This is a genomic window from Chitinivorax sp. PXF-14 (assembly GCF_040812015.1).
GTDB lineage: Bacteria > Pseudomonadota > Gammaproteobacteria > Burkholderiales > SCOH01 > JBFNXJ01.
This window is the reverse complement of sequence record NZ_JBFNXJ010000001.1, coordinates 363,043-375,344: the sequence shown is the minus strand read 5'-3', so window position 1 is coordinate 375,344 and position 12,302 is coordinate 363,043. Positions and strand designations below refer to the sequence as shown.

General features: G+C 65.2%; 11 protein-coding genes. 2 read left to right on the top strand and 9 right to left on the bottom strand.

Features of this window, described 5'->3' with window-relative positions; translation table 11 throughout:
- Position 1: 1 nt before the first annotated feature.
- From hutH to plsY, 9 genes are all read right to left on the bottom strand, one after another.
- Positions 2 to 1,531: a histidine ammonia-lyase gene (gene hutH / locus ABWL39_RS01740; protein ID WP_367786582.1), complete on the bottom strand. Its 1,530-nt coding sequence runs from the start codon at positions 1,529 to 1,531 to the stop codon at positions 2 to 4.
- 138 nt (positions 1,532 to 1,669) lie between these two features.
- Entirely contained in the window at positions 1,670 to 3,337 is a 1,668-nt protein-coding gene (gene hutU / locus ABWL39_RS01735) for a urocanate hydratase (RefSeq protein WP_367786580.1), read from the bottom strand.
- Positions 3,338 to 3,468: 131 nt separating this feature from the next.
- Positions 3,469 to 4,407: a formimidoylglutamase gene (gene hutG / locus ABWL39_RS01730; RefSeq protein WP_367786578.1), complete on the bottom strand. Its 939-nt coding sequence runs from the start codon at positions 4,405 to 4,407 to the stop codon at positions 3,469 to 3,471.
- Positions 4,408 to 5,622, bottom strand: coding sequence for an imidazolonepropionase (gene hutI / locus ABWL39_RS01725; RefSeq protein WP_367786576.1), 1,215 nt, complete (start codon positions 5,620 to 5,622; stop codon positions 4,408 to 4,410).
- A gap of 273 nt (positions 5,623 to 5,895) precedes the next feature.
- Complete coding sequence (hutC, locus tag ABWL39_RS01720; RefSeq protein WP_367786574.1) at positions 5,896 to 6,603, bottom strand: histidine utilization repressor; 708 nt, start codon at positions 6,601 to 6,603, stop codon at positions 5,896 to 5,898.
- A 162-nt stretch (positions 6,604 to 6,765) separates the two neighbouring features.
- Positions 6,766 to 7,086 carry a metal-sensitive transcriptional regulator gene (locus tag ABWL39_RS01715; RefSeq protein WP_367786572.1) on the bottom strand — a complete coding sequence of 107 codons (321 nt, stop codon included), beginning with the start codon at positions 7,084 to 7,086 and terminating at the stop codon, positions 6,766 to 6,768.
- Positions 7,073 to 7,279 carry a heavy-metal-associated domain-containing protein gene (locus tag ABWL39_RS01710; protein WP_367786570.1) on the bottom strand — a complete coding sequence of 69 codons (207 nt, stop codon included), beginning with the start codon at positions 7,277 to 7,279 and terminating at the stop codon, positions 7,073 to 7,075. The genes ABWL39_RS01715 and ABWL39_RS01710 overlap by 14 nt, the downstream gene beginning before the upstream one ends.
- Before the next feature lie 34 nt (positions 7,280 to 7,313).
- Positions 7,314 to 9,674: a heavy metal translocating P-type ATPase gene (locus ABWL39_RS01705; RefSeq protein ID WP_367786569.1), complete on the bottom strand. Its 2,361-nt coding sequence runs from the start codon at positions 9,672 to 9,674 to the stop codon at positions 7,314 to 7,316.
- A 110-nt stretch (positions 9,675 to 9,784) separates the two neighbouring features.
- Positions 9,785 to 10,396: a glycerol-3-phosphate 1-O-acyltransferase PlsY gene (gene plsY, locus ABWL39_RS01700; RefSeq protein WP_367786568.1), complete on the bottom strand. Its 612-nt coding sequence runs from the start codon at positions 10,394 to 10,396 to the stop codon at positions 9,785 to 9,787.
- Between the two features lie 109 nt (positions 10,397 to 10,505).
- On the opposite strand from plsY, the gene folB reads away from it, so the two are divergent.
- Together folB and ABWL39_RS01690 are read left to right on the top strand one after the other, a co-directional pair.
- Positions 10,506 to 10,859: a dihydroneopterin aldolase gene (folB, locus tag ABWL39_RS01695; RefSeq protein WP_367786567.1), complete on the top strand. Its 354-nt coding sequence runs from the start codon at positions 10,506 to 10,508 to the stop codon at positions 10,857 to 10,859.
- A 339-nt stretch (positions 10,860 to 11,198) separates the two neighbouring features.
- Entirely contained in the window at positions 11,199 to 12,302 is a 1,104-nt protein-coding gene (locus tag ABWL39_RS01690) for a GGDEF domain-containing protein (protein ID WP_367786565.1), read from the top strand.

The window sequence follows — 12,302 nt, the reverse complement described above, 5'->3', positions numbered from 1 at the left end:
CTTACAGCGACGGCAACAGCCCATCCTGCAGGAAACGATCGTAGCCGCCCTGCTGGATCAGGTCTTTCGCCTTCTCGATATCGGGCGCGAAATAGCGGTCCTTGTCGTAGAACGACACGCGGGCGCGCAGCAGTGCCTTGGCCTGCTCCAGCTCCGCCGACGTCTTCAGCGGCGCGCGGAAATCGACCCCCTGGCAGGCCGCCAACAGCTCCACCGCCAGGATGCCCGCCGTGTTGTCCGCCATATCGCGCAGGCGGCGACCGGCGAAAGTGGCCATCGAGACGTGGTCTTCCTGGTTGGCCGAGGTCGGCAGGCTATCGACCGAGGCCGGGTGCGCCAGCGTCTTGTTCTCCGAGGCCAGTGCGGCCCCCGTCACCTGCGCGATCATGAAGCCCGAGTTGACCCCGCCGTTATCGACCAGGAAGGGCGGCAGGCCCGACAGCTTGCTGTCGATCAGCAGCGCCATGCGGCGCTCGGACAACGAGCCGATCTCGGCGATCGCCAACGCCAGGTTGTCGGCGGCGAACGCCACCGGCTCGGCGTGGAAATTGCCACCGGATAGGATGTCGTTGTCGCCGGCAAACACCAGCGGATTATCCGAGACCGAATTCGCCTCGGTCAGCAGGATGGCCGCCGAGTTGCGGATCTGCGTCAGGCAGGCGCCCATCACCTGCGGCTGGCAACGCAGCGAATACGGGTCCTGCACCTTGCCGCAGTGTTCGTGCGAATGCTCGATCTCGGAATGGTCGAGCAGCTTGCGGTAGGCCGTCGCCACATCGATCTGGCCAGCGTGGCCGCGCACCTGATGAATGCGGTCATCGAACGGCGTGCGTGAGCCCTGCGCGGCCTCGACCGATAGCGCGCCGGTGACGACGCCGGCGGCGAACAGGTCTTCGGCGGCGAACAGGCCTTCGAGCGCGAACGCCGTCGATGCCTGCGTGCCGTTGAGCAGCGCCAGGCCTTCCTTCGGCGCCAGCGTGATCGGTGCGAGGCCGGCGATCTTCATACCGGCCGCGCCGGACAGGCGTTCGCCATGGTAAGTCACCTCACCCTCGCCGATCAGCACACAGGCCATGTGGGCTAACGGCGCCAGATCGCCCGATGCGCCGACCGAGCCCTTCTGCGGGATGACCGGGTAGACTTCGGCGTTGACCAGCCTGATCATCGCCTCGATCACTTCGCGGCGGATGCCGGAGAAACCCCGCGCCAGCGAGTTGATCTTCAGCACCAGCATCAGCCTCACCGTCGCCTCGCGCATCATGTCGCCGACACCGGCCGCGTGCGACAGCACGATGGAGCGCTGCAGCAGCTCCAGGTCGTTTTCGGCGATGCGGGTGTTCGCCAGCAGGCCGAAGCCGGTGTTGATGCCGTAGACCACGCGGCCCTCGGACAGCACACGCGCCACCGTGGCGGCGGAGCTGTCGATGGCGGCGTGGCTGGCGGGGTCGAGGCTCAGTTGGAGGGGTGCGCGCCAGACTCGGCGTAGGGCGGCCAGGGTGAGCTGGCCCGGTTTGATCTGGAATTGGTTCATGTCGCTGTTATCCCTGTCGGTCGGGCGCTGGCCCGACATGCTTGAATCGATTCATGGCCGTATCGGCCGTGGCCCAGATGGCACGTAGCAGAATGCAGGCCGGACGAACCAGAGTAGGTATAGCCCGCCCGCCCCGGCTTACAGCATCGGCAGATCGAGGCCATTCTCGCGGGCGGACTGTTTCGCGATGGCGTAGCCCGCGTCGGCATGGCGCATCACGCCGGTGGCGGGGTCGTTGCGCAACACCCGGCCCACGCGCTTCGCCGCGGCATCGCTGCCATCGCAGACGATGACCACGCCGGCGTGCTGACTGAACCCCATGCCCACGCCGCCGCCGTGGTGCAGCGATACCCAGGTCGCGCCGCCAGCGGTATTCAACAGCGCGTTCAGCAGCGGCCAGTCAGACACCGCGTCGGAACCATCCATCATGCTCTCAGTCTCGCGGTTGGGGCTCGCCACCGAACCCGAATCGAGGTGGTCGCGGCCGATGACGATCGGTGCCTTCAGCTCGCCGTTCTTCACCATCTCGTTGAACGCCAGACCAAGCCGGGCGCGGTCTTTCAGCCCGACCCAGCAGATGCGCGCCGGCAGGCCCTGGAAGGCGATGCGCTCGCGCGCCATGTCGAGCCAGTTGTGCAGGTGCGGGTCGTCGGGGATCAGCTCCTTCACCTTGGCATCGGTCTTGTAGATGTCCTCCGGGTCGCCGGACAGCGCCACCCAGCGGAAGGGGCCGATGCCTTCGCAGAACAGTGGCCGGATATAGGCCGGCACGAAGCCAGGGAAATCGAAGGCATTCTGCACGCCCTCTTCCAGCGCCATCTGGCGGATGTTGTTGCCATAGTCGAGCGTTGCCGCACCGCGCTCCTGCAAGGCCAGCATCGCGCGCACCTGCACCGCCATCGAGGCCTTGGCCGCCTTCACCACCCCGGCCGGATCGCTGTCGCGGCGGGCCTTCCAGTCCTGCATCGTCCATCCCTGCGGCAGGTAGCCGTTGAGTGGATCATGCGCACTGGTCTGGTCGGTCACCACGTCGGGCGTGATGCCGCGCCTGACCAGCTCGCCGAACACATCGACCGCGTTGCCGAGCAGGCCGACCGAGATCGCCTTGCCCGATGCGTTGGCCTCGTTGATGATCGCCAGCGCCTCGTCGAGCGTTTTGGCCTTGAAATCGACATAGCGGGTGCGCTGACGGAAGTCGATGCGGGTTTCGTCACACTCGACGGCCAGCACGTTGAAGCCAGCCATCACGCCGGCCAGCGGCTGCGCACCGCCCATGCCGCCAAGGCCGCCGGTGAGTATCCACTTGCCCTGCGCGACACCACCGAAATGCTGCTTGGCGACGGCGGCAAAGGTCTCGTACGTCCCTTGCACGATGCCCTGCGAGCCGATGTAGATCCACGAGCCGGCCGTCATCTGGCCGTACATCATCAGGCCCTTTTTATCGAGCTCGTTGAAATGCTCCCAGTTGGCCCAGTGCGGCACCAGGTTGGAATTGGCGAGCAGCACACGCGGCGCGTCGGCATGGGTCGGGAACACGCCGACCGGCTTGCCGGACTGGATCAGCAGCGTCTGGTCGTCGTCGAGGCGCTTGAGCACCTCGAGAATCTTGTCGTAGCACTCCCACGAGCGCGCCGCGCGGCCGATGCCACCGTAGACGACCAGGTCCTCCGGACGCTCGGCCACGTCCGGGTCCAGGTTGTTCTGGAGCATGCGGAATGGCGCCTCGGTCAGCCAGCTCTTGCAGCTCAGCTCGCTGCCGCGCGGGGCACGGATGACGCGTTTGGGGTCGTGGCGGGTAAAGCTCATGGGTTGTCTCCTGTTGTTGGGCGCCGCTCGGGGCAGCACCACGGTTGCATCATCGGGCCTGGCCTGCAGGCCAACTGCCAAGCGCCTCTCGGGGCCGCGCGGGGCCTTGTCCGGCGGCGCTCGCAGCCCGGCTACTTGGCCAGGCGGTATACCAGCCGCGCGGCGGTCTTTGCCGTGCGCGAATCGATGTCCTGGGTGGGGTTGAGCTCGGCCAGATCGGCCAGACGCAATTTCCCGCTCGCCTTGACCATGTCAATGATCGCCTCGACCACTTCGAGCGCGACGCCACGGGGCGCCGGCGCGCTGACGCCGGGTGCCTGCCAGGCAGGCAGGACATCGAGATCGATGGTCAGATAGAGATGATCGACACCAGCGACAAATGCCTGGACCGCAGACAGGGCCTCGGGCAGTTGTGCCACGGACATTTGTTCGTCCAGCCGGAACGCCACGCCCAGCGCTCGCGCCCGCTCGAACAGCGCCTCGGTGTTGGAAGGCTCGGCGACGCCGAAACAGGCGTAGTGGAAGGGCCAGCCGCGCCGCGCGCAGTCCTCGGCGATCTGCCGGAACGGCGTACCGGAATTGGCCTGCGCGGCCTGACGCAAGTCGAAATGCGCATCGAGGTTCAGAATGCCAACGCGCGCCGTAGGCACTTGGTTGGCAAGGTAGTCCGCCAGACCGACAAATGAGCCGAACGCCACCTCGTGCCCGCCACCGAGCACCAGCGGCCGATGCCCCGCCGCAAGCAGGCTGCCGACATGCGCCGACAATTCGGCATGGGCGGCTTCCAGCGCCTCGCCCTCGCATGCCACATCGCCCGCATCGTAGAGCGGCTGCGGGTGGTGCCAGGCCAGATTGGCCAATGCCGCGCGGATCGCCATGGGCGCCTGGCGCGCACCGGGCCGGCCATGGTTGCGGCGCACCCCCTCATCACAGGCGAAGCCGAGCAGCGCCACGCCCGGCGCCACGCCCTCGCTCGCCGGCAGCACCAGCTGATGCCAGCGCCGGCTATCGCCGTGTTCTTCGTCGTCGACGCGGCCCTGCCAGATCGCCATATCAGGTCGGTTCCACATTTAGACGGCCTCTCCGCGCCAGACGCGCTGTTTCAGGGGGTTGACGCCAAGCTGGTAGGCCAGCCCGGCCGGGTGTTCGATATCCCATACGCAGAAGCTCGCCTCCTTGCCGACCGCCAGCGTGCCGAGCCGGTCGCTGCGGCCCAGCGCCCGTGCGGCGTGGCGGGTGACGCCGGCCAGCGCCTCCTGTGGTGTCAGGCCAAACAGCGTACAGCCGAGGTTCAGCATCATGCGCAGCGAGGCAAACGGGCTGGTGCCCGGGTTGCAATCCGTCGCCAGCGCCATCGGCACCCCTGCCGCGCGCAGCGCGGCCACAGGCGGCAACTGCTGTTCGCGCAGGAAGTAGAAGGCACCCGGCAGCAGCACCGCCACCGTGCCACGCGCCGCCAGCGCGGCAATGCCCGCCTCGTCCAGATATTCCAGATGATCGACCGACCAGGCACCACAGCGCGCGGCCAGCTCGCTGCCGTGCAGATTCGACAGCTGCTCCATATGGCCCTTGATCGCCAGGCCATGCGCTTGCGCCGCCGCATAGATGCGCTCGGTCTGGGCCAGTGAGAAGCCGATGCGCTCGCAGAACACGTCGACAGCCTCGGCCAAGCCGCCTTCGGCCGCGGCGGGGATGATCTCCTCGCAGATCAGCGTCACGTAGTCGTCGGCACGCCCGGCGAACTCGGGCGGCACCGTATGCGCAGCGAGCAACGTGGCCGACACCTCGACCCTGGCCTGCTCCCCCACGCGCCGGGCCACGCGCAACATCTTCAGCTCATCCGCGAGCGTCAGCCCGTAGCCGGATTTGATCTCGATACAACCCACGCCCTCGGCCGCCAGCGCCTGCGCACGCGGCATCGCGGCTTCCAGCAAGGCATCGTCGGACAGCGTCCGGGTCGCCCGCACAGTCGACACGATGCCGCCGCCACGTCTGGCGATCTCGGCATAAGGCAGGCCGGCAAGCCGCAGCGCCCATTCTTCGGCGCGGCTACCGCCGTATACCAGATGGGTGTGGCAATCGATCAATACCGCGCTGACCCACGCCCCCTGCAGATCGCTCGCGCGCTCCATCGGGACATCGGCTAGCGCCGCCATCGGCAATATCGCCGCCACCCGGCCCGCGCTTGCAAAAATCGCGCAGGCCGTACCGCCGACCTCGCCATCGTCAATGAGACGGGCGTTCAACCAGACACGGTCATAGGCAATTGGCAAGTCGGCGCGCATAAAATGTCTAACTTTCAATTCATTTGTATATACATTAAATGGCAATACATGCGACGTCAAGGTGAAGCAGGGAAAATTGCGCAGTGGGGGCGGCATGTCTCCAGCCGCGGCGGGCTGGAAGGCGCATCAGGCAATACCCGGCAGCAGATGCCCCCCGGGTCGCCCGCTCAGGGCAAGCGGGCAATGAAAAAGGGCGCCGCATATTGCGACGCCCTTGTCAGTCAGACCAGCTGGATCGAATGATGCCTTGGCACAGGCATCGACAAGGCATGCTCAGACGTCGACATGCACCTGCGAACGCAGCTTGTAGCGGGAGCCGGGATGGGTCAGGCGGGCAAAGCTCACCAGCCGATCGCTCGACCAGGTACGGCGATGCACCAGCAGGCACGGCTCGCCCGCCTCGATTTCGAGTAGTTCCAACTCCTCATCGCTCGGCACGATGGCCTCGACGATGTGTTCGATGTCAGACAGCGGGCACGCCTGGGTCAGGTACTCATTAGGGGTGATCTTCGAAAAATCCTGTTCGAGATAATGCGGTACCCAGCGCGGATTCAGATAACGGTCCTCGAGCTGGATCGGCGTCCCGTCCTCCTTGTGCACGATCAGCGAATGGAACACCTTGCTGCCGACCTTGACCCCCAGCCGCAGCGCCACCGCGTCATCGACCACCTCTTCCCGCAGGAACACGATATCGTTCGAATACTGGTGGCCGCGGCGGCGAATCTCGCCGGCAATGCTGCACACCGACAACAGCGGCGATTCGGCACGCGTATCGGCTACATAGGTGCCATCGCCGGCAAACCGCACCAGCAGGCCATCCCCGACCAGATCACGGATCGCCTTGTTTACCGTCATACGGCTCACCCCGAACTGTTCGGCCAGCAGCACCTCGGGCGGAATCTTGCCGCCCGGGACATAGATCTGATCACGGATACGCTGCAGCAGGTAGGATTTGATGGCTTGGTAGCGGGGCTGAGTCACAGAGCATCCATGTCTATACAATATTATCAAATATTGTATAGCATTCGAATCAATGAGGCACAAACGGGGTGTGCCGGTTAGTTACCCGCCAATCTCCCAGGCAGGCAACGCAGCGAACATACGTTTACGCATTTTAACCGATGAAGCAGCCTCGCCCATACTTCATCCCTTCCATTTACTCAGCACCAACGCCATTTCCTCGATCATCCGCTCGCCTTCTCCTTCCTTGACGGCGTTTTGGACGCAGCCCTTCAGGTGGTCCTGCAGGATTTGCAGCGATACGGCGTCCAGGGCCGCGCGTGCGGCCTGGATCTGGGTCAGGATGTCGACGCAATAGCGATTGGTTTCGACCATGTTGGCGATGCCGCGCACCTGGCCCTCCACCCGCTTCAGGCGTTTGAGCAGCTGCGCCTTGTGGGGCTGAATGGTCTGCCGCTCGGCCGCGTCGCAGCAGCCCTCGTGCGGATCATCAGGCGACGTCATAGCCGGCATCCTCGACAGCTTGGCGTAGCGCCTCGGCGCCGGCCTGGCTGGCATCGAATGTGACATGCACTGCGCCGCTGGCCAGCTCGACCTCGACTTCACTGACGCCGGGCACGGCTTTCAGTGCCTTGGTCACGCTGCTGACGCAGCCGCCGCAGCTCATGCCGCTGACTTTCATTTGCAATTCGTTCATGACGGGTTCTCCTGGGTAGTTGATTGACGGCGACTCAGTCGCCCCTCGGCCGCCAACGCTTGAGCGACAACGAGTTGCTGACGACCGATACGGAACTCAAGGCCATCGCCAGCCCGGCGATGACCGGGCTCAGCATGCCCAGCGCCGCAAGCGGTATGCCGAGCACGTTGTAGATGAAGGCGAAGAACAGGTTCTGGCGGATCTTGGCCATGGCCGCCCGCGACAAGTCGATCGCATCGGCCAGTGCGCTGAGGTTGGCGCGCTTGAGCGTGATGTCCGCGCTGGCCACCGCCGCATCGGCGCCACCGCCGATGGCGAAGCTGACGTCGGCCGCCGCAAGCGCGGGGGCATCGTTGACGCCGTCGCCGATCATGGCGACATGCTTGCCGGCATCGTGCAATGCAGTCACCGCGCGGGTCTTGTCGCCGGGCAGCAATTGCGCACGCCATTCCTTCACACCTGCCTGAGTTGCGATGGCGGCGGCAGCCGTGGCGTGGTCGCCGGTCAGCATCAAGGTGGAGACGCCCATGCCGTGCAGCCGTGCCACAGCGGCGGTGGAATCGGGCCGCAGCGCATCGGCAAGCGCAAACCAGGCCAGCAATCGGTCGCCGATGGCCAGCCCGCTGACGGCCCAGCCCTTGGCGCGCCAGGCGTCGATCAAGGCGCTATCGACGGCGACGCCCTGCTCCGCCAGCCAGTTGCTCGCGCCGAGGCGGTAGCTGCTCTCTGCCGCATCCAGCTTGGCGGACAGGCCTTTTCCGAGCTCGTTGTTGACAGCCACGCCCGGCTGGGGCGTGGCGCCCTGGGCACGTGCGGCCTCGGCCAGTGCTTGCGACAAGGGGTGGGTGGATGCCTCGGCGAGCGTCAGCGTCAACTGCCAGATTCGTGCCGCATCGCCTAGCAGGCGGCTGTCGACCAGGCGTGGCGAGCCTTCGGTCAGGGTTCCCGTCTTGTCGAGCGCCAGCACGTCGATACGGCCGGCATGCTCGAGTGCGGTGGCATTCTTGATCAGGATGCCATGGCGGGCAGCCAGCCCGCTCGCCACGATGACGGCCGTCGGCGTGGCGAGCCCCAGGGCACACGGGCAGGCGATCACGAGCACGGCCACGGCGTTGATCAGGGCCGTTTCGAAACCAGCCAGCCACCACCATACGATGAGTGTGAGCAGGCTGATCACCAGCACCACCGGCACGAACACGGCCGATACCTGGTCCGCCAGGCGCTGGATCGGCGCACGGCTGCCCTGGGCCTCGCGCGTCAGCCTGACGATCTGCGCGAACTGCGTGTCGGCACCGGTCTGGGTGGCTTCGCAGCGCAATACCTGGTCCTGGTTCAAGGTGGCGGCGAACACCGGGTCGCCACGGCGCTTGGCGACAGGCAGGCTTTCACCGGTCAGCGTGGCTTCGTCGACGCTGCCCTCACCATCGGTGACGATACCGTCCACCGGTATCGCCGAGCCAGCCAGCACCACGAAGCGGTCGCCATGCCGCAGGCTTGCGGCAGGGACTTCGACCAGATGGCCATCGCGTTCGATATGCGCGGTTTGCGGCGCGAGCCGCGCCAGCGCTTCGAGTGCTTCAAGCGTGCGGCGTTTGGCATTGGCTTCGAGCAGCTTGCCGAGCAGCACCAGCGTGATCACCGAGGCACTGGCTTCGAAATACACATGGGGCGACGCGGCAAACCACCAGGCGAACAGGCTGAAGCCATAAGCGGCCGAGGTACCGATGGCGACCAGCACATCCATATTGGCCGAGCCGCCACGCAGGGCCTTGTAGGCCCCACGGTAGAAGCGCCAGCCGGCGACGAATTGGACGGGCGTAGCCAGCAAGGCCTGCAGCCACACCGGCAGCATGATGGCGTGCGAGCCGGCAAACATCCCCAGCATCTGCGCGACCAGCGGCAGCGTCAGCGCGATCGCGCCGATCAGCAGCCAGCGGTCCTGCTGGCCCGATGTGTCGTTTGTACTGCGCTTTTCGATCGCTTGTGCGCGATAGCCGGCCTTGGCAATCGCGGCATCAAAGGCGCCCGGCTCGACCAGGCCGGGGGTATAGGTGATACGTGCCGTTTCGGCGGCGAAATTGACTGTTGCGCTGACGCTTGGCAGGCGGTTCAGCACCTTTTCGATACGGCTCGCGCAGGCGGCGCAGGTCATCCCCTCGATCGCCAGTTCGGCTTGTGCCTGCGGCACGGCATAGCCTGCACGTCCGATCGAATCGATGCAGGCCTGGGCCGTGGTATCGCCCGCGGCCACATCGATCTCGGCCGTCTCGGAGGCAAAATTGACATGCGCCGATACCCCAGGCAGCCGATTCAGCACCTTCTCGATGCGCGCAGCACAGGCCGCACAGGTCATTCCCTCGATGGGCAGTGAAAGGTGGCGAAGCGGCGCGTTCATGGCTTGCAGTCTCTCGGCGATACGATGCAACTATCTTATACCCCCATAGGGTATAAACGCAAGCGAGAAAAAAGCGCGCTCCCGGCGCGCTTTTCGCTGCGATGGCGGCCTTACTCAGGCTTGGCCCGGTCGCCGATCTTGCCCTCGCGGCCCGCGAGCAGGTCGAGGATGTTGCGTTTATGGCGTTGAATCAGCAGCAGGGCAATCACCACCACCGCGCCTATCGTCGTCGCGTCGCCAATCAGCCAGGCAGCCAGAAACGGGCTGGCCACGGCTGCGCACAGGGCGGCGAGCGAGGAAATGCGCAGCAGCAGCACGACACCGAGCCAGACGCCCAGCGTGCCGAGCCCCACCCAGAGATTGAGCGCGAACAGTACGCCGGCGGCCGTCGCCACGCCCTTGCCGCCCTTGAAGCGGAAGAAGATCGGCCACATGTGCCCGACCACGACGGCAAGCGCGGACAGCGGCACGACCGCGCCATCGGCGCCGACACGCGGTGCGATAAGCTGCGCCAGGAAGACGGCAAGCCAGCCCTTGACCGCGTCGCCCAGCAAGGTGAACGCCGCGGCGGCCTTGTTGCCCGAGCGCAGCACGTTGGTCGCACCGGGGTTTTTCGACCCGAAGGTGCGTGGATCGGCCAGCCCCATCAGCCGGCTGACGATCACGGCGAAGCTCAATGAGCCGAGAAGATAGGCGACAACAAGGAACGCTATCGTGAGCATTGCAAATCCCTTAGAATTGATCGCTTTGGATTGTAAGGCAAAGCGGCGCGGGGCAACACCAAGGCAAACCCTCGACGCGCACGCCAGCCTGAGCCCGCCGCCCCGACCGATGGATATCATCTTTCTTCACGAAGTCCGCATCGACACCCTGATCGGTGTCTACGAATGGGAACGCCAGGCCCCGCAGACCCTGCAGCTCGACCTGGAAATCGGCCTGCCGCGCACCGTCGCCTGCCAGACCGACAATATCGACGACACCATACACTACGGCGAAGTGGTGGATCGTCTGCGCCAGACCTTGAGCGAAACGCACTTCCTGTTGCTCGAAGCGCTGGCCGAGCATATCGCCAAGGTCATCATGAGCGAGTTCGGCTCGCCCTGGGTCAAGATCAGCGTCGCCAAGCTCGGCATGCTGCGCGGCGTGAAACGCGTCGGCGTGTCGATCGAACGCGGCCAGCGCTAGGCGCGCGCGCCTTCGCCGGTAGGCCCTGGTACCGCGCCTGGCCGGCATTGCGCAATCTGGCCCATCCCACTCACACCACCAGCACAGCCTCCGTTTCGCCGCCACGGCACAAGCACGCGGGCCGGCGAACCATGGAGATCCATGCCATCGCCCGCCAAGCAAAGCCCACCGACCCCGTTACCAGCCTGGGCTGATGCTGGTCCACCGCGCACGGCACCACTTTTTTGCACCAGATTGGTGCCTACCCCCTTGTCATTCTCGACAAGCCTACCTATCATTCTCAAAATAGACAGATTACTCTAATATACTAAAATTGCTGTCGCCGAGAGGAGTGGTATCGTGGCTTCCACGCTCGTCTATACCGATGACCCGAAGCAGGCGTTGCGCATCAGCCGCTTCTTCATGAGCGTCAGCATGTACGTGCTCAGCGCCATCCCCGTGGCTTTCTGCGCGGCGGTCGGCCTGATCCCCCTCTGGGTGGCCTGGGTCTGGGGCGGGCTGGCGGTCTGCGTCAGCACCACGTTCTATACGCTGTTCCGCCTCGGCATCAACAAGCGTGCCAGCGACCCAAGCCTGACCTTTGCCCAGATCGGCGTCGCCATCCCCCTCATCATGTTTTGCGTGATTTACGGCGGGGCCGTGCGTGGCGCCTTCCTTGTCACGGCTTTCATTGCGCTGGTATTCGGTTGCTACAAGCTCGCCCGCAAGCAGCTGGTGTGGCTCAGCGTGTTTGCGGTGGCCATCCTGACCATGGCGATGCCATTGATCGCCAGGGTGGATGGGCCAAGCTTCAACCTGCCGCTGGAAGTGGCCCACTACCTGGTGTTTGCCACCTTTCTGCCCTTCCTCTCGGTGCTGGCCGGGTCGATCAGCGCCATGCGCCGCCAGCTCGCGGAGAAGAACGTGCAGCTCGCCCAGGCCCTGCATACCATCAGTGAGATGGCGACCCATGATGAGCTGACCGGTCTCTACAACCGGCGCTACATCATGGAGGTGCTGCGCCATGAAAAGAACCGCACCGACCGTGGCGGCGGCGGTTTCTGCGTATGCATTCTCGACATCGACCACTTCAAGCTGATCAACGACACCTATGGCCACAGCATTGGCGACGAGGTGCTGAAGACCTTTGCCAGCCAGACCCAGTCGCTGTTGCGCAGTACCGATTTCTTTGGCCGCTGGGGTGGCGAAGAATTCATCCTGATGCAACCCAACACCTCGCTGGAGCTGGGCAGCATCTGCACCGAGCGCATTCGCGAGCTGCTGGAGCACACCCACTTCCCCGAGCTCGGGCCCGATTATGTCGTGACGGTCTCGATCGGGCTGGTGCAGTACTACCTGCCGGAGTCGCTCAACACCACACTGGAACGCGCCGACCATGCGCTGTACCGAGCCAAGCGCGGCGGGCGCAACCGCACCGAGGTTTCGGTGCCGACGCTCGTCTGA

Bases quoted from the DNA above. Each gene is read 5' to 3' on its own strand.
- hutH (WP_367786582.1), bottom strand. From the start codon at position 1,531: ATGAACCAATTCCAGATCAAACCGGGCCAGCTCACCCTGGCCGCCCTA.
- folB (WP_367786567.1), top strand. From the start codon at position 10,506: ATGGATATCATCTTTCTTCACGAAGTCCGCATCGACACCCTGATCGGT.
- ABWL39_RS01715 (WP_367786572.1), bottom strand. From the start codon at position 7,086: ATGACGTCGCCTGATGATCCGCACGAGGGCTGCTGCGACGCGGCCGAG.
- hutG (WP_367786578.1), bottom strand. From the start codon at position 4,407: ATGTGGAACCGACCTGATATGGCGATCTGGCAGGGCCGCGTCGACGAC.
- ABWL39_RS01705 (WP_367786569.1), bottom strand. From the start codon at position 9,674: ATGAACGCGCCGCTTCGCCACCTTTCACTGCCCATCGAGGGAATGACC.
- plsY (WP_367786568.1), bottom strand. From the start codon at position 10,396: ATGCTCACGATAGCGTTCCTTGTTGTCGCCTATCTTCTCGGCTCATTG.
- hutU (WP_367786580.1), bottom strand. From the start codon at position 3,337: ATGAGCTTTACCCGCCACGACCCCAAACGCGTCATCCGTGCCCCGCGC.
- hutI (WP_367786576.1), bottom strand. From the start codon at position 5,622: ATGCGCGCCGACTTGCCAATTGCCTATGACCGTGTCTGGTTGAACGCC.
- ABWL39_RS01710 (WP_367786570.1), bottom strand. From the start codon at position 7,279: ATGAACGAATTGCAAATGAAAGTCAGCGGCATGAGCTGCGGCGGCTGC.